The organism is Bacillus sp. SYZHCR11 (genome assembly GCF_057196865.1).
Window position 1 is genome coordinate 521163 of record NZ_JBXUND010000001.1, and the last position, 26842, is coordinate 548004.

A 26842-nucleotide genomic window follows, 5' to 3' on the forward strand; every position below is an offset into this window, starting at 1 on the left:
TCCTTAACTCAATTGTTGTACATGTCTTGTTACTTTAGGCTGATAGCTTCGCAGTTTTTGCATCGCCGAGCCGTGATGTTCAGGGTATACTTCTATCATTTCTTCCGGTTTTTCCTCCGGCTCTTCCGCCTGTTTCATCATGACGAACTGATTCAATGGGCCGCCGAGCAATCGTTCAAGCGCCGCCATTGCTTCCGGCGCTTCAATTGATCCGACTCCCGCCTGTTTCATCCGTTCTTGATATTCGGCAGATGATACGATTCCGACACTGCCCCAGTAGCTCCAATTCATCACTGCCGCCGAATACGGCCGAACTTGAGCCAAATGAGCGGCAAAGGCATCTTTGAAACTGCACCCGGCAGCATAATTGCTTTGTCCGGCCGCTCGCGCAAATGATTGAACGGATGAGAAGAACAAAGCAAAGTCCAGCGGCTCATTTTGGAACACGCGGGCCATATTCACGCTGACATTGACTTTTGCAGCGAGCACGCTTCTCAAACGGCTTTCCGGCATATTCGCCAGGCTCTGATCCTCTAAAACAATTGCGGAATGGATGATTCCGTTAATTTGCGGGTGCGTGCGTTTGATCGTTTCATACGCCCGTGTGAGCTCATCCGGGTTTGCCGCGTCAGCTTCAATATAAATCGGCGCCGGCCCGAATTGGCTGAGTCTGTCGATTTTTTCCTGGATGGCGCTGTTATGTTTTCGTCTGCCGATCCAAACGACTCGCGCCTGATACGTTTTCACGGCATATTCGCTCCATGCTTCGCCGATGCCCCCCGCGCCGCCAATGACGACATAAACGCCGCCTTTTTGGTAAGCGGGCCGGCTTGACACCGGCTGCTGTACAGGGATGAGGCGCTGTTTGTACCAGTGATTGTTGCGGTACGCCCATGTATTGCCTTGCTCATCAAACGGCGCTGAGAACAGCTCCGCCTTTGAAACATCTTCCGGACATCCGGCATCAATCAGCCGTGTTTGCCAGTTCGGATACTCTTTTGCGAGCGAACCGATCAAACCGTGAATGCCTGCATGAGCCGGATCAATGATGTCCGCCGGCTGTACGGACTGTGTTTTTATTGTGACTGCAGTCAAGCTGATTCGCTTGCTTCCGTATCCTAAAGCAAGCATCGCCTTAATCACTCTGTACATCTGGATGACGCCCGCATCTTGAGCTTTCACCATGTCACCATCGCTGTGAAAAGGAGCGATCCATACGATATGCCCGAAAGACCCTCTTGCTTTCAATTCAGCCGCAACAGCCTCTATTTCATCCTCCGGGTTGATATGAAGCCGTTTCGCAGAAGGATGATGCAATTGAAAAGCCTCGCTTTCCTCATCCCCTGCGATAAAGACAACCTCTTCCGTCTTATATGCCGGGCTTTGGTCACGGAATTCCGCAAGATCCCATACCGGAGCCAGAAGGTTTGCTCCATTTAATGATGTTTCCGGCGCCGGGCCTTCCATCATTCTGGAAGAAATCCCTTTAATCCTGACACAGACCCGGCCTGTCTCATCGCATAAGTCAATGTCCAGCCGCTGTATTTTTTCATCCGTTCCCCGGGAGCTGACATACGCCCACATGCTGGTCGTGCACGGGCTGAAAATGTCCAGTTCCTCAAGGGCGAACGGCAGTGACAGCTGGTTATCATCTGCATGCAGCTTCAGTCCGATTGTCGCTTGCAGAGCTGAATCAAGCATACACGGGTGAAGAACGTATTGATCTGCCGTTTCTTCGAGGAAGGAAGGCAGACGGAGCTCAGCTAATGCTTGATTGCTTCCGATATGAATGTGCTGAATTCCTTGTTGTCCGGGACCGTAGTCAATGCCGATTTTGCTGAATAAGCCGTAACACTGTTCAGAAGTCAGCATACTGAGGCCGCATTGAGCTTTCAGTGCGCCTATATCACGGTGCGGAGCCTCCCCGGCGCCGAGAATGCCGGCAGCCCCCTGACAGTGTATCTGCCTGCCGCTTGCTTCTGCTTGTGAATCCGTGTAAATGTCATACACGATTTCACCGTTTTCCCTCGGGTTCAGGCTGATTTGCGCTTCAATCGGGCGGTTTCCCGCTTCGATCGGCCGAACCCAAACAATGTTTTTCAGACGGATGACAGACGGAACTTCCTTTTGCCCTTTGACTGCCTGAGCAACCGCCGCCCTGGCCATTTCCAAGTAGGCGACGCCCGGCATGACCGGCTTGCCTTTAATAAGATGATCGGTGAAAATCGTCTCTTGTCCCGTAAATTCGGATCGGTACCGCTGCTCTGTTAAATCCGATACATTCTCGTGAAGCAGCGGGTGCAGCACCCGCGCCGTCGGCACAGCTTGCGGTTTTTCTGCTTTCGGCCGGTTGTCCGTGATCCAGTACCGCTCTTTCGCAAACGGGTAAGCAGGAAGACTCATCCGTTGGGGCTTGATATCAGAATATAAGCCGTCCCATTTGATATCCGCGCCCTGCACCCATAATTCCGCAAGCTTGTCATTCTCTCGGCGGCTTATCAGCTCTTCGATATCCGCTTCGCCGTTTGCGCCTGCCATAATGGATTTCAGCGGGATTTTACCCGCTTTTCCTTTATAAATGCCCGCTTTGTCATAACGCCCTTTCGCACAGCTCTTTAGCTTGTCCCGCAGTTCTGCGGCCGAGGAAGCGATAATGGCCGCTCTTTCTTCCATCGCATCACGCCCCTGCTGAAGCGTGTAAGCAACATCGGCAAGATCCGCATCCGTAAAAGAAGCTTGCGCCAGCTGTTGCGCCTGTTCCTGCAGACGTTCTTCTTCTTTGGCCGACAGCACAAAGATTTGAGGGTGTGTGAAAACAGCTGTTTTTCTTTCTTCCTTCGGGATATATTCTTCAATGACGACATGGGCGTTTACGCCGCCGATGCCGAAAGAACTGATTCCCGCACGGCGCGGCAGATGATTGCCGTTTTCGTCTTTCAATGCTGTCCATTCTCTTTTTTCCTGTACGATGTAAAACGGACTGTCTTTCAGTTTGATATACGGGTTGATGACCTCGCTGTGGAGGCTTTTTGCAAGTGTTTTATGCTTCATCTGCATCAGCACTTTGATCACACCCGCGACACCGGCTGCCAGTGACAGGTGGCCGATATTGGTTTTTGCCGATCCCAAACCGCAGTGACTCGCGTAAACGGCGGGATCGCCTGTTTTTTCGTACAGCTTTTGAAAGGCGGATTTCAGGCCGTTGATTTCGACCGGATCGCCAAGCTCCGTTCCGGTTCCGTGCGCTTCTATATAAGTGACGGTTCTCGGATCAATCCCTGCTTTGTCATAAGCCGTTCTGACGACTTCCGCCTGGGCTTTCGGGTTCGGTGTCGTCAAGGAGTTCGCGCGTCCGCCGTGGTTGACCGCGCTGCCTTTAATGACGCCGTAAATATGATCGCCCGATTTTTCCGCTTCTGACAGCTTTTTCAAAAACAGAATTCCGGCACCTTCACTGACGGCAAATCCGTCCGCCCTGTCGGAGAACGTTTTGCATTTCCCTTCTTTGCTCAGCGCACCCGCTTTGTCATAAGCGATGTGGCCTTGCGGTGTGACGACGGTATTCACGCCGCCGGCGATCGCCATCTCGCAGTTCCCGTTTTCAATGGCGCATACGGCGTGATGAATCGCGACCAGCGAGCTGGAACAAGCCGTGTCGATCGGTTCACTCGGCCCGTGCAGATTGAGCATATAGCTGACGCGGTTCGGCCCTGCTGACGGACTCATATTTGCGGCTGACGCACCACCGATATCCAGATCGGAAAACAGTGAGCCGTACCCGGTATTCCCCGTGCCGATATACAGGCCGGTTTTCGTGCCGGAAAGGCTTTTAGCGGAATATCCCGCATCTTCTATCGCCTTCCACGCATACATCATTAACAAGCGCTGCTGGGGATCCATCTGTTCGGCTTCCAGCGGTGAAATTCCGAAGAACAGCGGATCAAATTCCGCAACTCCGTCAATAAATCCGCCCCACTTTACATTTGTTTTGTTGGCTTCGTTAAGCGGGTCACCGTAATACTCCCGCCAGTCCCAGCGATCCGCCGGCACCTCTGTTATACAATCTTTTCCCTCTTCTAAATTGCGCCAATACTCATCAATATTTGCGGCCTTCGGAAACACTCCGCTCATGCCGACAATGGCGATCGGTTCCGGTTTATGTTCAGCCGCAGTCTGAACATGCTGTACGGCTGTTTTTGCAAATCGTTTGTTCCCTGCCAGTCTGATGCCGCCATCATCTGTTACACCGCTTTTCTTTTCTTCTTTCGGCTGTGTGCTGCCGGCAAATTGCGTTTGATAGTCTTCTGCTAAATGATGCGCCAAGGCTTGAATCGTCGCATATTCAAAAAATACGGTCGGTGTCAGATCAAGCTGATAAGTGTCATTCAGCTTGTTGGCGAATTCCGTCAGCGTAATGGAATCAAATCCGTATTGATTGAACTCCAATTCGATATCGATTTCTTCAATGTTTATTTTCAGAAGCCCGGAAACTTCTTTTGCCAGCAATTCCTGAAGTTTGGCCGTCAGGTCTTTCGGCGCAGGTGTTTCTTCCGTTTTCTTAACCGGTGCAAAAGCGGCTGCGGGAGTCTTTTGAAGCAGTTTTTCCCGCATTACGGCGCGGTTTCCTTCCATAACGAGCACGCTTGTTTTCCCCGTGCTCCATGCTTTGTAAAGAGCTTCTATTCCGGTTTCAGTGCGCATCGGCGTTACACCGGTTCTTTTTTCGGTGAGCTTCGCCATTTCTTCATTGACTTGCATTCCGCCGTCTTTCCAAAGCGGCCAATTGATTGACAATGTGTGACCGTGGCGGTACATTGCCGTAACCAGCGCGTTGCGGTATGCCGCATAGCTGTCCATAAATGCGTTTGCCGCCGCATAATCCGCCTGTCCCGCATTCCCGGTGACACCGGAAATGGATGAGAAAACGATGAAAAAGTCCAGCGCTAAATGCTCGGTTGCTTCATCAAGGTTGACAAATCCGTCCGTTTTAGGAGCCAATACACTGTAAAACTCTTCGGTTGTTTTCTTCGCGATATATTGATCTCTCATCACACCCGCGCTATGAATGATGCCGTGAAGGCCGCCATATTCCGTTTCAATTGTTTTGACCAGGTCTGCCGCAGTTTGAGCGTTTGTTACGTCAGCCTGTTTGTATTCCGCTTTTGCTCCGAGTGATTCAAGCGATTGCAGCTGCTTCCGCTGATTCTCTCTTAATGCGGAACGGCCTGTCAAAACCAGCGTCGGCTCTTTGACTTTCCGGGCGATTTCTTTCGCGAAAATAAAGCCGAGGCCCCCGGCTCCTCCGGTAATGAGATAAATCCCTCCGTCGTTCCACGGAATGCGTATTTTGCCGCCGGACACGGCCGTTTCTTTGACATCTGCGCTGTATCGGATGCCGTTTTCATATTTGATATGGCTGTCATCAGCCCTTGTTTTATTTTCTCTGATGATGCCTGTGATTCTGCCGTTTTCCGCCGGTTCTATTTCAATCAGCTGGGTTTTCAGTTTTTTATGTTCCAGGCCGGCTGTTTTTAGCAGAGCTGAAATCCCTGAGAGCAGCTGATGCTTATCTGTTTTAGAGAGAACCGTCTGGATAAGGACGTCTCCTTCCGTCTCTTCCTTCAGCAGTTTTTGCAGCGTCTCCAATATCCGTCCTGTATAATCACGGAAGCGCGCCGCCGCTTTCCCGTGCGGGGAGGTCATTTCAAAACATTCAGCTCCCGCGGCTTCAACGGCTTGTTTTAATCCGGCGTCTGTGTCACAAAGCATTACGATATGCCGGGCAAAAACGGGTTCCGTTTGAACGGCAGTTTCATCGCTTCGTGTCCATACCGGCTCAAGCATGAGCGTTTCCGGAGCTTTTTCTTTTTTCTCAGGTTCTTTTTCAGCCGTTCTGAATGACAAACCTTTCAGCCTTACGCAAACCTTGCCATTTTCATCACAAATATCAAGATCGCGTTTTTCAACCTGGCCGGCTTTGTGGTCTTCAGAAAGTCTGGCGTAAACCCACATCTCGGCAGCGCATGCGCTGAATACTTCAAGCTCCTGAACCGCAAACGGAAGCATCAGTTGTTCATCATTTGTTCCGGTTAATATGCTTGATGCCTGCAATGCAGAGTCCATTAATCCCGGATGCATGACATACTCCTGTACCGTGTCCGCACAAGCCGCATCAAGAGACAGTCTGCCCAATACGAAATCATCACCTGTATAAATCGCTTTGACTCCCCGGAAAGCCGGGCCGTAATCAAAACCGATTTTGCGGTACATATCGTACACTTCATCTGCAGAAAACGGTGTCTCGGCGGATTGTGATCTCAGTTTTTGGAGATCAATGACCGGAGCCTTTGCGTCAGGGCGGACTGATACTGCCCCTTGGCTGTAAACGGACGGCTGATCTGTTTCCCGGCCGCAGTAAATGTCGAATTGAACGTCATTTGCCGTTTCGGGAATGAGACGGATGTTGACATGAACCGGCTCGTCTTCAATGGTAATCGGCCGCACCCAAACCGTATTCTTAAGCTTGACGCTTCCTTGTCCGGCCGGAACTTCAGATGCCTGTTCCATTGCTGCGCGCGCCATTTCAAGATGTGCCACACCCGGTAAAATCGGCACGCCTTTTACAACATGATCCGCAAGGTAAAACTCTTCTCCTGTATAGATTGAGCTGAACCGCTGTTCTGCAAGGTTTGAAGTATTTCTGTGCAGAAGCGGATGAAGCGCGTCTTGTTTTCCGGCAGATACAGTGCTTGTTTTTTCGTGTTTTCCGGTGTGTTTCGCCGCCCAATAGCGGTCTTTTGCAAAAGGATACGACGGCAGGCTCATGCGTTTAGGCGGCCGGTCTCCATACAGCTTCGCCCAATCGACGTTCAGCCCTTTGACCCATAATTCAAGCAGCTTCGCGTATTTGCCTCGTGCCATCCATTTTTCAACGGCTTCTTGAATTTCTTCATCTTCCGTCAGCATTTGCAGCGTGCCTTTGTCTATTCTTCCTCTGTACAAATCCGCATGCTTATCTCCAGTGATAAACTGTGACAGTTTTTCCTGCAGTTCTTCTGCGGATCCGGCAATAACCGCCAGGCGTTCTTCCATGGCGTCCCTTCCGATTTGGAGAGTATATGCCATAGAAACGAGGCTGGAATGATCGTACCGTTTTTCAGTAAGCGCACGTTTCAGCTGTTTTGCCTGCTCTTTCAGGCGTTTTTCATTTTTGGCGGACAGAACGAAAAGACATGGGTCGATATGAGAATCATCTGCTTCCTCTCTGTCTTCTGGAATGTATTCTTCGATGACGACGTGGGCATTTACACCTCCGATGCCGAATGAGCTGATGCCCGCGCGGCGCGGCTGTTCGTTTCCGCGTTCGTCCGTCTGCGTCTTCCATTCCATCGTCTCCCGCACCAGATAAAACGGGCTGTCTTCAAGCTGAATGTACGGATTTACCGTCTCACAGTGGAGACTTTTGACTAATGTGCGATGCTTCATCTGCAGCAAAATTTTAATAATGCCCGCTGCTCCCGCGGCAAGGGATAAATGGCCGATATTCGTTTTGACCGACCCTAAGCCGCAATAGCCGGCCGCTTTCTCTTTTCCGTCTGCAAACGAGCTGAACGCTTGTTTCAGGCCGTTAATTTCAACGGGATCTCCCAATTCTGTTCCGGTGCCGTGCGCTTCGATATAAGAGACTGTTTTCGGATCAATGCCCGCTTTTTTGTATGCGGCTTTAATGACTTCCGCCTGTTGTTTCGGGTTAGGCGTTGTTAAAGATGCCGCACGGCCGCCGTGATTCACCGCGCTTCCTTTAATGACGCCGTAAATATGGTCCCCATCCGCCTCAGCGGCTTTCAGCTTTTTAAGGAAAAAGAGCCCGGCTCCTTCACCATGGGCAAAACCGTCAGCCTGATCGGAGAACGTTTTGCATCTTCCTTCTTTACTCAGCGCGCCCGCTTTGTCAAAGCTGATATACACATCCGGAAGAACAATCGTATTGATTCCTCCCGCCAAAGCCATGTCGCACGTCCCTTCTTCAATTGAAGAAACGGCATGGTGTATGGCAACGAGTGAGCTTGAGCAGGCGGTATCAATCGGCTCGCTCGGCCCGTGCAGATTGAGCGTATAGCTGACACGGTTCGGTCCGACAGACGGACTTGTATTCGCCGCGGATGACCCTTCAATCGCCGCATCGGCATTGGCTAAAAGAGAACCGTAGCCGGTGTTTCCGGTCCCGATAAACACACCTGTCTTTGTGCCTGAGAGACTCTTTGACGCATATCCGGCATCTTCAATCGCTTTCCACGCATACGTCAGCAAGAGGCGCTGCTGAGGGTCCATTTGCTCCGCTTCCCGCGGTGAAATCCCGAAAAACAACGGATCAAATTCAGCAATTCCGTCAATAAACCCGCCTTGGTTGACGTTTGTTTTATTGGCTTCTTTTGCGGGATCCCCGTAATAGTCCCGCCAGTCCCAGCGGTCTTTCGGAATCTCGGTCATGCAGTCTTTGCCTTCTTTCAGGTTCTGCCAGAAAGCTTCAATGTCTTCTGCCATCGGGAAAATCCCGCTGATGCCTACGATTGCGATCGGTTCCGGCCCTTGGTCCCGCTGCACTGTCTGCGGAAGTGTCTCAGGCAGAGTGCGGCGTCGCTTAACGGCCGGGCGCGTAATTTGAGTCTCTTTTACCGGTCTTGCCGATTGAATCGTTTTTGTATTTACCGCAAACCGTCCGGCAAATTCCTCTTCGTATTCACTGATTAAATGAACGGCAAATTCATGGATTGTCGGATGATCAAAGAAAATCGTCGGCGTTAACGTAAGCCGGTACGTTTTGTTTAACTGGTTCGTAAACTCAGTCATCGAGATAGAATCCAGCCCGTATTTTGTCATTTCTTCATGAGGATCAATTTTGTCAATGTTTACTTTTAACAGCGAGGCCGTCTGCTGTTTTAACAGATGCTTCACTTTTTCAAGCAGGCTGTCAGCATCAATGTCATGACGTACGCCGGTCTCTGCTTCCGGATGATCATTCTCTTTGCGGAACCGTTTTGCTTTCATGTGTTTCACATCTCCTTCAAAAACCGTCATCCGGGCTGTCCCGCTCATCAAGCCTTGATATAAAGCCTTGATGCCGGCATCTGTGCCGAGCGGTGCGATTCCCGCCTGCTGCATCAGCATATCTTCCGTCTGCTTTCCTGCCTGCATTCCGCCTTCTTTCCATAACGGCCAGCTGACAGAAAGCGTCTTTCCGTATCTTTGTCCTGCGGCTTGTAAAGAACGGCGGTACTCGGCATACATCTCCATAAAGACATTTGCAGACGCATAATCAGCCTGGCCGACGCTTCCAAGCACACCTGATAAGGATGAGAAGACAATAAAGACATCTAATTTCTCATGTTGTGACGCTTCATCAAGATACACAAGGCCCTTCACTTTCGGAGCGAGAACGTGTTGGAATTCCTCTGCCGTCTTCTTCACCATGTAGTTGTCTTTTATAATGCCGGCACTGTGAACAATCCCGTCCAGCTTGCCGTGCCGTTTACGGATATTGCGGATCAATCGGTATACTTCTGCTTCGTCCGTGACATCGGTCTGCTCGTAGAAAACAGAAGCGCCGGCAGCACGTACTGTTTCCAGCATGTCTTTCTGCTTTTCTCCGAGAGCGGATCGGCCGGTTAGTATGATGACGGCGTCTTTTGTACGGTTTGCGATCTCTTTTGCAAAAATCAGACCTAAACCTCCGGCACCTCCTGTAATGAGATAAACGCCTTCGTCTTTCCACGGAATGTCCGGCTCCGCTTGAGAAATACCCATCTCTTCCCAATCAGCGGCAAAGCGCTTGCCGTTTTCATATTTCACATGGACGCTTTCGGCATGCATACGGTTTTCCGCCGCTTTTTCCGCGATGCCTTCAGCACTTTCTTTCTCCTCGGCTTCGATCATTTGACAGATCAGCTTGGAATGTTCAAGACATGCGGTTTTGAAGAGGCCGGTAATGCCTGAGAACACCTGCTGTAAGCCTGCTGACCGCGTAACAGCCTGAAAAAGAACGCGGCCCTTCGGCTTGCTTTTCATTATGGTTTTGATATGGCCAAACAGCTGACCCGCATAAGAATGATACCGCTCTGCAATAGATGCGGGACGATCGTCCAGGATAATGACGCGTGCATGTTCAAGCTTTGCTTCGACAGCTTGTTTAACGGCTTCATCGTACTCACAAAGGAAAATGATATGCTCTTCATACGAAGGCGCATGATCGGCCGGTGCCGTCTGCTCTTTCCAGACCGGTTCAGCGAACAATGTGTCCGTACGGCTGACCGAAACGCCGGCACCCGCGTTTTCTTCCATGATCCGCGTTGAGAAACCTCTCATCCGCACACAAAGCCCGCCGTAACTGTCATATAAATCAATATCGGCTTTTTGGATAGGATCGCCGGCTTTATTGTTCGCACTGAATGTGACGTGCACCCACATATCATCAGCGCACGGATTCAGAATGTCCAGCTCCTCTAAAGCAAACGGCAATGCGGCTTTGAATGGTTCCCCGCTTTCTGCCAGCAGCGCTCTCGTCACGTTTTGCAAATATTCGGCGGCCTGAAGCGCACCGTCCATCATACTCGGATGAAGGATATAATCAGCTTTCGTATGGGAGACGGATTCAGGAAGCTTCAATTTAGCAAGCAGCCGGTCTTCGCCTTTGTATACAAGCTGGACACCTTTGTAGCCCGGCCCGTAATCAGCTCCGATCATTCCTTTGTAAAACGCTTGAGATTCGATTGTTCCCTGCGTGCACCGGCGCTTCAGCTGCTCAATATCCGCCGCTTCCTCCGGTTCCTTCCGGATGATTTCAGCGATGCCCTGATTATAAAGAGGAGCTTCTTCACCGATAGAATCGTTACCGCCGTACATTCTGTATTGAATCTGTCCGTCCTCTTCTTCATAAAGTCCGATATGGACACGGACAGCGTCCTGATCGACTATCACCGGGCGGACCCATACGATATTCTTTAAGCGCAGGCCGAGAGAATCCTCTGTTGCCCCGCCGATGCTTTTCTCCGCCGCGGCCCGTGCCATCTCAAGGGTGACGGCAGCCGGCACGATCGCCATTCCTTTAATGATATGCTCGGCAATAAAATACTCTTTTCCCGTAAATTCCGAACTGAACCGCTGCTCCTGCAAGACGGATGTATTCTGATGTACCAGCGGATGCAAAAACTTCGCATCTGTTTGCTTCACAGTTTCTTCCGGCCAGAAGCGCTCCTCTGCGAACGGGTAGGTCGGCGCACTGATTCTTCGCGGCGCGGAATCCTGATACAATAAGCCCCAATCAACACGCGCTCCTTCAATCCAGAGCGCCGCAAGTGCTTTCAGCTTTTCATCACGTGTCTGACATGCCGCAAGCTCTTCCATCTCCTGAGCCGACACTTCTCTGCTTCTCACTTTTTCGCCCCGTAAGATGTTTTGGTCATTGCCGTTGATGAAATCCTGCAGCTGACGCTTCAGATCGTGACGATCATGACTGATAAAAACGGCTCTCTCTTCCATCGCTTCACGTCCGGTCTGATACGTAAATGCCAGATCATGCAAGGAAACATCGTTTTCGGCTTCATCCAGAAAGCCGGATAAACAAGTTGCATAGGCAGTAAGACGCTGCTTATTTCTCGCTGACAGCGGAACGATATAAGGCGGCTGTCCGTCATTTGATCCGCTGATCGTTTTGTTTTCATACTGTTCAAAAATGGCGTGTGCGTTTGTTCCTCCGAGTCCGAATGAACTTAACGCTGCCCGGTGCGGCGTCTCTCTCTCCGGAAGCGGTTTTCTCTTATCCGCCACATAAAACGGCGAACCGCTGAATTTGATATTCGGATTCGGTGACGTGTAATTAATGGTAGGCGCCAGCTCCCGATGATATAAACTCATGGCGACTTTGATGCACCCGGCCAGACCTGCTGCTGTATCCAAATGTCCGATATTCGTTTTTACGGAGCCGATTCCGCAATACTGCTCCCGGTCCGTGTAACGTTTATACACTTGCTGCAGCGCGGACATTTCAATCGGATCACCCAATGTCGTTCCTGTGCCGTGCGCTTCGATATAGGAAATCGTCTCCGGGTGAATATTCGTGCTGTCTAAAACATGCTGGATGACGTCAGTCTGACCTTTTACACTCGGTGCGTAAAAACCGACTTTATCCGCTCCGTCATTGTTCAGACCGATGCCTCTGAGCATGGCGTATATGTGATCTCCGTCCTGAACGGCTTGCGACGCCTTTTTCAGCAGAATGACGGCAGCTCCTTCTCCGCCCGCCATACCGTCGGCTGAAGCGTCAAATGCCTTGACATGCCCGTCGCTTGAAAAATTCAATCCGTTTTGGTGCACATAGCCGATGCTTGTCGCTGCATGCAGCGTTGCTCCGCCGACGAGCGCGTATTCCGATTCCCCGCTCGTGATGCTTTTATAGGCTGAATAAAGACCGACTAATGATGATGAGCAATTGGAATGAACGAAATAGCTTGGCCCTTTTAATCCGAGCTTATGGGAAACCATCGTCGGAATCGTGCCGCTCTGCGCTAACACCCATGACACATAGCCGTCGGGAGATTCATGGCCTTCTGTCGTTTTTTCCGGTAAAAGCGACCGATACGAATTATTGCTTGCCGACATATATACGCTTGTCTTCGGAATCTCTTTGGATACATATCCCGCGTCCTCGACGGCTTTCCAAGAATGTAGCAGCAGAAGCCGAAGCTGAGGATCCATAAATTCTGCGTCTTTCGGAGAAATGTGAAAGAACTCAGGGTCAAAGAGATCTTTTCCTTCTATCGTCGATAATGCCGGCACATAGTCGGGATTTTCGATCAAATCTTCAGGCACGCCGGCTTCCCGAAGTTCTTCTTCCGAGTAGAACCGGACGCTTTCCTTTCCTTCTCTTAACTGCTTCCAAAACTCATGATGATTTTTCGCGCCGGGGAACTGGCAGGAAATTCCCACAATCGCCACACTGTCGTCAAAGTAAGACGGCACCCCGTTTTGCGGTGTTTGTTCTCTTTCTCTTTCATCTTGGCCTGATGCCTCTGATTCAGCCGTCTGTTTAGTTTCAACAATAAATCGGCTGATCGCCTGAATGGTAGAGTGTTCGAATAAATCCGTGACGGTAAAATCGCATTCCAGCTCCTGTTTAATGCGTTCTGCCGCCGCAACTGCCAAAAGCGAGTCGCCTCCCACATCGAAAAAGCCGTCTTCTGTTTTGATGCCCGCCGTATTCAGCAGGTCTTCCCATATTGCGGTCACTTTCGCTTCCGCTTCTGATAACGGCAGTCTGCCCGTCTTTTCAGACCGGTGAACAATTACCTTGCGCTGTTTTAGGTCTTTGCGGTTCACTTTTCCGCTCGGTGTTAACGGCAGCGCATCCAGACGGATAAAATGGGCAGGCGCCATATAATCCGGCAGACTCGATAAAAGATGGTTGCGGAGCGCTTTTTCATCTGCCGTATGACCGGAGCGGGCCGTATAATAAGCAATCAGCTTTTTATGTCCGTTCTTTTCCTGAACAACAACCGCCTGATCAAGAATGTCCGGATGTTCGTTCAATTTCGTTTCAATCGCTCCCAATTCGATGCGGAAGCCGCGAATTTTCACCTGACTGTCAATCCGGCCGGCATATTCTATATTTCCGTCAGGCAGCCATCTGGCCAAATCACCTGTCTTGTAAAGCTTTTCTCCTTCACTAAACGGATTATCAATAAATGATGCCGCCGTCAGCTCAGGCTGATTGTAATAGCCTCTGGCCAGACCGGCGCCGGCCACGCAAAGCTCGCCGGCCACACCGTCAGGGACGGGGCTGAGCTTTTCATCGACGATATAAAGCCGCGTATTGTGAATCGGTTTCCCGATCGGCGTATTCCTGCTTGTGATTTCCTTTTGGCCGCAGCTGTAGTAAGCGGCATAAATAGATGTTTCCGTCGGGCCGTATATGTTTTCAATTCTGGCATGTTTGAAGATGGAAACGGCCTTTTTGACTAAATCTTTCGGAAATGCCTCACCGGCCACCATCACATATTTCACAGGGCCGTCTTCTGTAAATGCCGTATGCCGCTTTACCGTTTCCAGAAATACATTAAACACGGCGGGAGCAAAATTCAGATGCGTGACCTGGTGGGTTTGGATGTATTCCATACAAAGCTGCGGGTTTTTTTCTGCACCAGGCGGCAAAATGACAAGCCGTCCGTTTCCGATAAACCAGCCGAATAATTCAGAAATCGAAACGTCAAATACGTAATTCGTTTTTAACAAATAGGCATCCTCTTGTGCGACCGGATACTCAGCTTCCAAAAACTGCAGCGTATTCATGATGGCCCTGTGCTCAACCATGACGCCTTTCGGTTTTCCCGTGCTTCCGGACGTATATAGAATATAAGCGAGATGATGCGGTTTTGAACGCGGCGTCAGTTTTGCCCCGCTGACAGAACGTCCGCTCTTTTCAATTTCCACCGTGCTCACACCGCCGACGGCCAACTGTTCAATCATGCCGCGCGTATTTGCTTGCGTTAATACGATTGAAACGCCGCTGTCAGTCAACACGTGCGCCATCCGTTCGTTTGGAAAAGCCGGGTCCAGCGGCACATACGCGCCTCCTGCTTTTAAAATGGCGAGGATGCCGATGACCATCTCAAAAGAACGCTCCGTACAAATGCCGACCGGGCATTCCGGTGTGACGCCCTTTTCTTGCAGGTACACGGCGAGCGCCGTGCTTCGTTCATCTAATTCGCGATATGTAAGACTGTTTTCACCGTATGTGACGGCTTCTCTGTCAGGGTGGCGTCCGGCTTTTTCCGCAAACACTTCATGAATGCAGCGCTCATTCGGCTGATGAGATCGGCTTGCTTCACGTTTTTGATTGAGCAGGCCGGAACAGGCTTCAAAAGTGATCTCCGGATCAGAAAGCACCTTTTTTGCCAGTTTCATATAATGCTCCGCCATCCGTTCGATGAAAGAAGGGCTGTAGACATCCGGGTTGTACAGAAATTGCAGGACGGTTCCCGTTTCTTTTTTATAGACTTCAAGCGCAAGCTCAAATTCGCCTTCCTGATGAATGTCTTCTATCATTTCAATGCCGAGTGATTGATATAGTTCCGCCAGCTTTTCCGCTCCTTCTGTCCGGAAGAAGTTTTGATAGAAAAACGCGGTTTGAAAAACAGGCGAAACCGCAGGCGAGCGTTCCGTCTTCAATTCTTTGACAAGCGCGGGAAACGGATACGCGGCATGGTCCAGCCCTTCTGCCAGTGTCAGCTGCAGCTCCTTCAAAAACGCCGTAAAGGATTTGGCGCCCGTCGCCCTGCTTCTGACCGCGATCATATTAATAAAGTATCCGATGACAGACTCAAATTGAGCCTCAGAGCGCCCCATCGTCGGCATGCCGACGATGACATCTTCCTGATTCGTATATTGATAGAGCAGTCCTTTGAAAATAGCGAGATACACAACGGATTCATTGACATTATGTTTTTGGGCGCACACTTTAATCTGCCGGTTCAGTTCATCAGGAAGCAAGCGCTGATACGCCTGCCCTTTGCAAGTTTGAACCGATGATCTCGGATAATCCGACGGAAGCTCAAGCACCGGCAGCGGTCCTTCCAGCTGCTTTTTCCAATAAGAGAGATGCGTTTTTCCCGCTTCGCTTTCCAGCAGCTCTTTTTCCCATTTCACAAAGTCATGATAATCTGCGGCCTGCTGAACCATGACAGGTTCTTTGCCTTCACTTGCTTTTACATAAGCGTCCAGCAGCGCCGACATAAACGTCATAAGAGAGACGCCGTCAAAAATGATATGGTGAATGGTGATTAACACAATCGGCTCCCGCTTCGCCCGCCGGAATACATGAACACGCAGGAGCGGCCCGGTTTCAAGCGCGAACGGTTCTTTTGCTTTTTCTTTAATAAACGAAAGAGCGTCACGTCCGCTTAATTCAGAAAGATCCATTTCTTCAATCGGAAAATGCCGATCCGTATCTTCTATCTGATACGGAAGGCCGTTTTCCTCTTTTATCACACTGGTCAAAATAGGGTGCTGGCGCTGCACGGACAAAAGGGCGTTTTTGAATGTCTCGATATCCAGCTTTTGAAAACGAAAGCATAACGGAATGTTATATGCGCTCATCTCCGGAAACATTTTCTGAAGCATCCACAAACCTTTCTGGCCTTCAGAAAGCGGACGTTTTGCAGTTGTCCGCTTGAAAGCCTGAAGCTTTTGTTCTACTTCAGCGATGGTGAGCGTTCCTGATCTGTAGGCATCGAGAAGTTCTTTATGATTCATAGGTCTTACTCCCTTCTATGATGTCTTGCACTCTTTTAAAATCTAATGTCCCCTCAGAGACCTGTTTCATCATGGCGATGATCTCCTGATCCGTATACTCCTTGTTACCCGGAGCGGCGGCTTTTGTTTCGGTTTCTTCCGTTCGGTAAAACGTTTCGATCGTTTCTTTGTGTTCTGTCAGGTAATAGCTGATGACGTCTCCGAGCGTGGCATAGCTGTAAAATAACGCCGGAGTGACTTCAATGCCGTAATGACTCGACAAAAGAGCGGCAAATTTGGCTAAATAGATGGAATCAAATCCGAATTCCGCCCAGTTTTTATGCAGGACGAGTTTATCTTTAGATATTTTCAGCAGACTGTGTATCAGCTCTTTCAAATCCGCTTCGAGCCGTTTTTCCGTGCTTTCTTCCGGGATGCGGCGGCTCACGGTTTCCAAAAGCGCATCCGGTTTTGATGAATCGTCCCGCCGTATGCCTAAAAATCGTTCGGCGCGGCTTCTTTTGCCGGCAATGACAAGGCACTGGGTGTTGTCTTGAGAAATGATGCGCTCAAACAGCTCAATGCCTTCATCTGTTTCTAACAGGCGCTGTCCGCTTGATTGCAGGTACATGCCCGTCGTCTCTTCACCGCCGACGGCCATTCCGCCGTTTTTCCAGACCGGCCAGTTTATGACAAAAGCGTTTCCGCTTTCGGATTGTTCGTTTTTATAGCGGGCATACGCCATTTGGAACCTGTTCGCGACCGCGTAATCACAGCAGCCGAAATCTCCTAAAACAGCAGATGTGGATGAAAAGTAGCAGATGAAATCAGGCGTTTCGTTTTTCAGCCACTCGTCAAGAAGCAGGCTCCCGTTTATTTTCGGTTCAAGCGTACTGCGGAAATTCCCGATTTCATTTTCAAAGACGGATGTTCTGCTTTCGATGCCCGCCGCATGAATGACGCCGTGAATAGCTCCGAATCGTTCTTTCGCGCGCTTGATGCAGTCGCCCATTCCGATCGGATCACAAACATCGGCTTCGGCGTAAAGAACACCCGCGCCGAGATTTTCCAGGTCTTTCATTTTTTCTTTCTTTTCTTCATTGATCGGCGACCGCCCCGTGAGAATGACATTTGCCTGGTAGTTCCGGGCGAGATGGCGGGCAAATAAGTAGCCGAGCCCTCCTAATCCGCCTGTAATGAGATATGTTCCGCCGGTTCTGATCCTGCCGTTTTCTTTCGTTAGTCCGGTTGGTTCGGTGTGATAGACATATCGTTTTCCCTCTTCCAAGAAAACGGTATGGTCTGTTTCAGCTTTCAGCTCGTCCCAAATGGTTCTCATCCAGTCCGTTATGGCCGCGCCGGCTTTTCGGAAGTGGCCGGTAACACTTGTTTTCGGAAGAACAATGCCGAGCGAACGCTCAAAGCCGATCCATGATTCCAAGTAGCACCTTTCCAGACCGGATGCATATTCCCCCGCCAATAACAGCCTTTCCGGCTGCAGACCGGTCTCAGCCATTGCTTTGAGAATATGGACAATACATGAATAATCTTCGATGCAGCTTTTATCTTCAAGCGCCCATAAATACAAAATGGCAGAAGCTTCACCGTACTCTTTTTGAATATCCGCAAAAGCGTTCACATATGATTGCGGATCTTCCCGCACCACTTGGCAGCGGCCGGCGGACAAGGCCTCATACCGGTCTCCCTGAGCGATAAAAATAACGTCAATGTCACTGTCATACGATTTGATCACAGAGACGGCTTCCTGCTGCTTCTTCTGATCAGTTAAGAAAGAAATCACCGTTTTGACTTGCTTTTCTCCGGCAGCCGGCAGAGCCTGTTCTTTAAGAACTTCTCTAAAAGCCATTACTTCAAACTGCTCCGCCGGATCACTTTCATCAGCCGGCGCGTTAACGGGCGCGGCCTTGCTTTGTACAGGCTGCTGATGCCAGAAGCGTTCTTTCGCAAACGGATAAGCAGGCAGGCTGATGCGGACCGGAGGACGGTCTCCGTATAATTTCGCCCAATTGATGTCCAATCCTTTTACCCAAAGCTCAAGCAGCTTAGAATATTTCCGTTTGCTGATCCAAGCGTCTATGATGGTTTCCATGTCATCATCGGCCGCAAATACGGCAAGCATCCGTTTGTTTTCTTCCGTGCCGTCACGGTGCAGTCCGGCGCTGTTTTGTCCGGCGATAAATCCGTTCAGTTTTTCCTCAAGTTCATGAAGTGAATGGACGATAAAGCCGAGACGCTCTTCCATCGGCACCCGGCCAGTCTGGAGAGTAAAGGCTATGCTCATAAGATCGCGGCCGCTGTATCTTTTTTCACGGATGGCGTCTCTGAGCTGTTTTGCTTTTTCAGTGAGCCGTTCGCTGTTTTTCGCGGACAGGACGATGATGGCGGGCTGATCTGCCGGCGTCTCATCAGGCTCTTTGTCTGCCGTATATTCTTCTATGATGAGGTGGGCGTTTGCTCCTCCCGCGCCGAAGCTGCTTAACCCCGCCCTTCTCGGAAGCTCTTTGCCGCCAATGACGGGACGTTTCCACTCACCGAGCTCCTGCTGAACGGCAAACGGCGTATACGCGAAATCAATATTTGGGTTCAGCTGTTCCGCGTGCAGGGACGGCGCAATTTGGCGGTCTTTGAGCTGGAATAATATTTTTGTCAGACCCGCAATGCCCGCTGCGCTTTCGCAATGGCCGATATTTGATTTTGCTGAGCCGATGGCGCAAAACTGTTTGTCTGTTGTATCCTCTTCAAATGCTTTCGTTAATCCGGCGATTTCAATCGGATCCCCTAATGCGGTCCCCGTGCCGTGGGCTTCAATATAACTGACGGTGCGCGCCGGGACGTTTGCCCTTTCGAAAGCTTCTTTTATTAAGGCGGCCTGCGCATTCGGATTCGGAACGGTGTATCCGTTCGTTTTGCCTCCGCTGTTAATGGCGCTTCCTTTAATCACACCGTAAATGTGATCGTTGTCGGCAATCGCTTGCTCCAACGGCTTTAATACGACAGCGCCCACCCCTTCTCCGTCTACAAAACCGTCCGCGCGGTCTCCGAACGATTTGCACGTGTCGCTTGCGGAAAGCATGTTCATGACTGACAGATTCATATAATGAATCGGGTCGGTCACTATGTTTACGCCCCCGGCAATCGCGCATTCGCTTGAACCGCTGTATATGCTCTCAAGCGCCAGATGAATGGCTGTCAAAGAAGAGGAGCAGGCTGTATCAACGGCAATGCTCGGCCCTTGGAAATCAAAAAGGTAAGATACCCTGTTGGCAATGGACCAGTAGCCGTAGCCTGTCGGGTAGTTTTTGTTCATCGCGCCGGCAAAAACACCGATTTTTCTGCTTTGGCACAGGTTGTCAGGCGTATAGCCGGCATCCTCGATACTCGCATACGCCGTTTCTAAAAATAATCGCTCCTGCGGGTCCATTCGCTCCGCTTCCAAAGGAGAAATCTGAAAGAACAGCGGATCAAACTTGTCCATATCCTCAATGAAGCCGCCCCATTTCGTATAAATAGAGCCTTCTTTACCTTTCTCTTCATCATAGTAATCCTGCCAGTTCCAGCGTTCCCGCGGAATTTCTTCTATGCAGTTTTTTCCTTTTTTAATATTGGCCCAAAGCTGAGCCGCTGTTTTTGCCTGCGGGTAGCGTCCTGAAACACCGATGATGGCCACGTCGCGAACCGAACTTTGCCGGACGGTCTCTCTGGCTGCCCGCTTTTCCCTCCGCCGCCAGTCAGTGCGAAGCGGCTTGGCCGGCTGTACAGCCTGCGGTTCTGGTGATGCCTTCCGTTCTTCCTGAACAGGCGTTTGTCCCGTCAGTTTGATCATCGCGTCTTTTTTCGTTTTGATTAAGTGAGCGACGAGCGCTTCGATCGTCTGATATTCAAAAAATAAAGTGCTGCTGACTTGGTCCAATACATTTCGTAACGCGTTTGTCAGCTGTACGACGACGATAGAATCAATTCCGTATTTTTCAAGCGGCGCTTTCGGATCAATTTGAGCCGGCGGAATTTTTAACGTTTCTCCGATTAACGTTTTCAAGTACTCGGTGCTTTTTTCTGTTAAAGACGTGTCGCCTTTTTGCACCGTTGTTTGCGGCGCTTTAAATTCCGGCGCTTGTGCTGCTTTTGGCGGAGCGGTCCGTTTTCCGGCCCCTGCTTTAAGCGTTTTTTGGCGGACAACGCCGTTGCTTTTTGCCGCTATAATCTGATGGCTTAATTCATGTGCCGCTTCTGCCGGGAAGAAGACAGAATGCCAGCCTTCACTTTCTAACACGCGCTTCCAGCTTTCCGGATACAAGCCCGGGCACCCCGGAATACGAAGGGCAGAATCTTCATGCAGCCACCAGCCTTCAAGCAGTCCGAAAGTAATATGCGGGAACAGGCTGTTTCCCGCCATTTCATTTAAGAGCAGCAAACCGTTGTCTTTTAAGACGGCTTTAGCGTTTCTCAGCGTCTGGCGGATGTCTTTCGTCGCGTGGAGCACATTGGCGGCAACGACGATGTCGTATGCGCCCGGCTCTATGTCCTGGCCGGCAAGCGGCGCTTCTGCGTTAAAAAGCTTATACGTCAGATAAGGATTCCGTTTGCCGTATTCCGTCTCCGCATGCACGAGAAAAGCTTTCGATACATCGGTGTAACAGTATTCTTTTATATGGTTTTGATACGGCCTAAGCTTTTCAAATATGCCTGCGCTTGTGCCGCCTGTGCCCGCTCCGATTTCCAGTATGCGGATCTCGGCTTTTGAATGTTTGCTGATGTTTTCTTTCACATAAGCCGTTAATGTATCTGACAGGGCGCTGTTAAAGTAATCCGCGACTTGATTGTGCTTATAAATTCCTTCAACAAGTTCCATTGAAGAGTGCGGGAACATGATGTCAGTCGCCGGCACATCTTCGCGCAGAATGTCCGGCAGTGCTTTAAGCATCGTCTCGGCTAAAACAGTCATCGCTTTTGTATCGGCGTTATTGAGCCATTCCTCTTTTTCCTGCTCCCATTTTTGCCATAGCGAGGCGGTTGTGTCTTCGGCACGGGCCGACAGTTTATATGAATCCGCATTCCCTTCCAGATAACCATGTTCCAGAAGGAAAGCGATCGTTTGATTGAGCCATTTTTTAAAATATTCGTGTTCGGGCTCATACGCTTTAAGGCTTTGCGGCGTCAGCAAGTCTGCTTCTTTAAGCTGGGCGATCAAAAGCTGATACAGAAAATCATCGAGCTTTTGATGTTCAGCCTCTTTTACAAGACGTGCGCCGGGCGGAGCGGCCTTCAGCTGTTGTGAAGAGACAAGCGGCTGAGACGGATAAACGGAAATTTTTTCTGTTTCACTCATCCCTTCGACTGCGACCGGTTTTGTCGTATGAATGAAAGCCGCTTGATCAACCGGCAGCGTCATAAGGGTTTCAAGCGCCTCCATTGCAGCGTCCGGTTCGATCAATCCCAATCCGATCTGATCCATCAGCTGAATAAAATTGCCGTCTTCAGCCGCTTCGCTGTTGCCCCAATAGCCCCAATTCATGACTTTGACCGGACAATTCCACGTCTGATCAAGTTCTTTCGCAAATGCGTCACTGAAAGCGCATCCTGCGGCATAGTGGCTTTGTTTCACGTTATGGATAAATGCCACAAGCGAGGAGAAGAAGAGCGCAAAGTCAAGCGGCTCCCGTCCAAATACCTCCGCCATGGACACACTGACATCGGCTTTTGCCCGCAGCACCGATTTGAACTCTTCTGTCTTCATATTATTTAAGCTTTGCTCAGACAGATCCATTGCCGAGTGGATGATTCCGTTCATTTTTGTGTGACGCTCTTTTATGAACTGATAAGCCCGTTCTAAGGAAGCACTGTCAGCGGCATCGGCGGAAACATATTCAGGCGCCGGGCCGAATGCGCTGAGCCGGTCGAGTTTCGCCTGTATGGAATCATTCAGTGTGCTTCTTCCGATCCAAATGATATGTGCTTTGTAGCGGCGGATCATGTATTCACTCCATGCCTCGCCAAGATATCCGGCGCCTCCGATCACGGCATAAACCCCGCCTGTTTGGTACAGCGTGCCGTTTTTCGGCATATTGTCAAGCGGTATCAGCTGCCGCTCAAACAGCTGCTGATTGCGGTACGCCCAAATTTGACCGTTTTTTCCGGCAGAAAGACTGAGCGCCTCTTTGACCGGCCAGCTGCCGTCCGTTTCCGTGTCAATCATGCGGATATTCCAATGCGGATATTCTTTCGCCATTGTTCCGGCAAGTCCGCTGACTGCGGCCTGTGACGGGTCGGCGCTGTCTTGATCGGAAAACGGCTGGGCATTTGCTGTGACGATGCACCAGTCCAAATGTTTTTCTCCGTACCCCAAGGCAAGTAATGCTTTCATCAGCTTGAACACATGAAGAACGTTTCTTTCCTGTTCCTTGAGGCTGCAAGCACTCTCAGCCTGCGGAGCAAGCCAAATGATTTGCTCCAGTTCTTTTTGTCCTTCAAGCATGTGCGTAAGAGATGTGATATCATCCGTACCTCTGATCGGATAATAGGAAGCGTTCGGCAGATGTTCTTTTATGCGCGTATGCGTTCTGTCAGTTTCACCGAAAACCGCAGTCTGCTTTTCCGCTGTTTTTGCTTTCTTCGTTTTTTCAAGTGCAACGGGCTCCCATGCCGGAATCAGCATCGTATGGCCGACAGGCGCCTCCGGGGTTTCTCCGCCCGCTGTTTGGCCTGTGTCAAGCGCCCGGACGGACGCGCCTTTCATCCGGACATAAACCGTACCGGCATCATCGCACATATCAATGTCAAATTTTCTTACGTTGTCATCTGCTTTGCTGCCTTCTGTGTACCGGATATATGACCAGATATGTTCAGGACACGGCCCGAACACTTCCACTTCCTGCATCGCAAACGGCAGAGAAAGCTCGTGGCTGTCTGCATCGTCATGTATTGAGCGGACAAGCAGACCGACGGAGGCGTGAAAAGCGGCGTCCATCATACTCGGGTGAAGCGTATACTGTTCTTTATTGTCATGTACGGCAGCCGGGAGTGAAATACGGGCCAATAATCGGTCTTCTCCGATCAGCAATTGCTGTACGCCTCTGTATGCCTCTCCGTAATCCAGACCGATCTTCTCAAAAGCACCGTAACATTCTTCCGCAGTCACGGTCCCTGAATTGCAGGAAGCTTTGACAGACTCGATATCAATCTGGGCGCTTCCCGGTTCGGTAATGACCGCTTCACCCTGGCTGTGAATAACCGGATCTTCGCCGTTTTCTGCCTCACTGTATATTTCATAGGTAATCTCACCATTATCTTCTGGGTAAAGGGCAATATGTATTTCCTTCGGTTTGTCTTCAATCATGACCGGCCGGACCCAAACAACCTGCCTGAGTGTGACGCTATGGTCTTTTTCCGTCACGGCAGCAGCCTTTTTAACCGCCTCTCTGGCCATTTCCAAATAGGCAACGCCCGGCAGTATTTTTTGTCCGTTGACGACATGGTCAGATAGGAAAAATTCATCTCCAGTAAAAAGAGACGTGAAGCGCTGCTGCGAAAAATCTGACGTGTTTTCTTGTAAAAGCGGATGCAGCACTGTGCCTGACGGGCTTTTCTCCTGTTTTTTCTGCTGCGGAATCCAATAGCGTTCTTTTGCAAACGGATACGTCGGAACGCTTGTTTTACGCGGTTTACCCGAAGCGTACAGCCTATTCCAATCTATTATTTTCCCTTCTGCCCATAACTCGGCAAGCCGTATCGGATCGTCCGTCTCAGGAGCGGTTTCGCTCAGTTCCGGCAGCTCGGCTTGTCCGCGCCAAAGACCGGGGATGTTTTCGTTTCCTTTTACGAAATCATTCAGCTTTTCTTTCAAGTCGCGGATGTCATTTACAAGGAAGACAGCTCTCTCTTCCATTGCTTCACGTCCTGTCTGAAGTGTATAAGCCAGTTCAGACAGCACCGTCTTTTCTGAAAGCGATCGGGCTAGTTTTTCCGCATAGGCCAGAAGCCTGTCTTTATTTCTTGCTGACAGCGGGATGAGTTTTGCTGCATTGTTCTCAGGTGCAGGCGCTTTTTGTTCAGGCTGAATGTATTCTTCTAAAATGATATGGGCGTTCGAACCTGATGCACCGAAGGAACTGAGTCCGGCCCGGCGCGGATAATGTGTGACTTTTCCGTTTTCTTCGGCTGCCGGCTGCTTCCACGGAGCAGTCTGCTGCTGTACGTAAAAAGGAGATCCCTCAAATTTCAGGTAAGGATTTAATTCCGCAGAATGCAGTGATTTGACAAGCGTTTTGTGATGAAGCTGCAGCGCCGCTTTTGTTAACCCGCTGATCCCCGCCGCTGATTCTGCGTGACCGATATTTGATTTGACCGAACCGATGGAACAAAATTGCTGATCCTGCGTCCCTTGGCTGAACGCTTTTGACAGACCTTCAATTTCAATCGGGTCTCCTAACGAAGTACCCGTGCCATGGGCTTCCACATAACTGACGGTCCGCGGGCTGATACCTGCTTTTTTCAGACAGGCCTTAATGACTTCTGCCTGTGCAGCAGGACTCGGGACGGTAATTCCGCTTACTTTCCCGACGTGGTTAACGGCGCTTCCTTTAATGACCGCGTAAATGCGGTCGCCGTCTTGTTCGGCTTTTTCCAGCGGCTTGAGCAAGACCGCACCGACTCCTTCTCCGGAAACGTAGCCGTCCCCGCCCTCGCCGAATGTGCGGCAGCGGCCGTCACTTGAGTGCATCCCTACGCTTCCGTAGCTGAGATATTTCGCCGGGTGCAGCGACAAGTTCACCCCTCCCGCAAGCGCGGCTTCACATTCGCCGCGGCGGATGCTTTCAATGGCCAGATGAACGGCGGTCAATGATGAGGAACAAACGGTATCCACCGCGATGCTCGGCCCGTGGAAGTCACAATAATAGGACACTCTGTTGGCGATCTGCGCATAATTCAGTGAAACCGGAAAAGGATCAGCTTCAGATAATTGTTCTGCGCCGATTAAGGAATAATCTTTATGCATCACCCCTGCAAATACGCCGATCGGATGCTGTTTCTCCCCTTTATTCCCCAGCGTTTCAGGCGTATACCCCGCATCTTCAATCGTTTCCCAGCATGTTTCTAAAAACAGGCGCTCCTGCGGATCCATCGTTTCCGCCTCACGCGGTGAGATTCTGAAAAACTGCGGATCGAAACAGTCGGCATCATCAATGAAACCGCCCCATTTTGATACTGTTTTTCCGGACGGGGACGTTACGTTTTGATATGTTTTCCAATCCCATCGGGACTTCGGAACTTCAGTGATGCAATCCGTGCCTGCCTTAAGGTTTTCCCAAAACTCCGCCACACTTTTCGCTTTCGGATAGCGGCCGGCCATTCCGATAATCGCGATGTCTCCGGTGTTTTTATGATGTTCTGGCGCGTCCGGCGCTTCAGCTTCAGACCGTGATGATTCGGCTGCACGTTCCTCCGCATATTCAAATGAACCAGTCTTTTTCAGAAAGGCTGCGAGTTCTTTTATATTTGTATATTCAAAGAGAAGAGTGGGCGCGAGGTCCGCACCCGTCTTTTTACTGATATCCTGTACAATCTCAAGCAAAGAAGATGAATCCAGTCCAAGCTCGTAGTAGCCTGCAAGAACGTCCAGCGTCTCCCAAGGCTGCCCAAGCTTATCAGCCAAAAGCTTCTTTAAAAACAGAATGATGTCTTTTTCATCTGCGCTTTCCGGCTCAGCTGCAGCCTGTTGATTCTGTTCGGCTGTATTCGCGTCTTCTTCGAGCCGAACCGCTTTTCCCGTAATGTTTTTAAGCTCCGCCACCTTTTGTCCGGATCGGCTGAAGTACTCGATCGTCATCGTTGTGAGTTCTTTTTCCTGACGGACGCCGGAAGCGGCGATACGCGCCGTGCACTCTGATTGAAGCCTGTCAGCGGCCGTGAACGATTCATAATATAAAGGCAGGTGAAGCCGGTTTGTTTCTGAAAGCAAACCGCTCCCCCCGATTCCGCTCGCATCCAAAAGGGCCGGATGGAATAAAAAGAAATCTTTTCCTTCTTCGCAAGAAAGCTCAGCCAGCATGCCGCTTTCTGTTTCGTACAATCGTCCATTTGATTTCATCATCCCGGAATGAACCAAGTCATGATCCAGACAGCGGCTATACATGTCATCAAGATTCCGAGACCTGGCTGACTGCTTCACATCGCCGAGATCAATGATTTCGTCAAATGTCACAGCGTCTCTTTTCACCATCTCAGCCGTCGCATATTGTATATTGTCTGACAGCTCGTCACCTTGCTGTTTCTGCCCTGAAAGGGAGATGAGCCACTTTCCATCTCCGCTATCAGAACATTGAATGGTCAGAATGATTGCAGCCGTTTCACTGACGGTTAAAGGCTGATAAATCGTAACGTGCTTCAATTCAAGCTCATTGTATACATAACCGTGTTCCTGAAAAACCTGATAAATCAAATCGATATAAGCAAGACCGGGCAATACCGCTTCACCAAAGACCATATGGCCCTTCATGATGGGATGATCCAGTGAGATATTGATTTTTTCCGATATCATTCCTTC

Annotated in this window: 2 protein-coding genes; both read right to left on the reverse strand. The window is 50.3% G+C overall.

The window, feature by feature from the left end:
* Positions 1-3: 3 nt before the first annotated feature.
* Positions 4-16302, reverse strand: a complete 16299-nt coding sequence (locus tag AC2CGA_RS02415) for an amino acid adenylation domain-containing protein (protein WP_484480115.1) — start codon at positions 16300-16302, stop codon at positions 4-6.
* Positions 16292-26836, reverse strand: coding sequence for a type I polyketide synthase (locus AC2CGA_RS02420; protein ID WP_484480116.1), 10545 nt, complete (start codon positions 26834-26836; stop codon positions 16292-16294). The genes AC2CGA_RS02415 and AC2CGA_RS02420 overlap by 11 nt, the downstream gene beginning before the upstream one ends.
* Positions 26837-26842 lie beyond the last annotated feature (6 nt).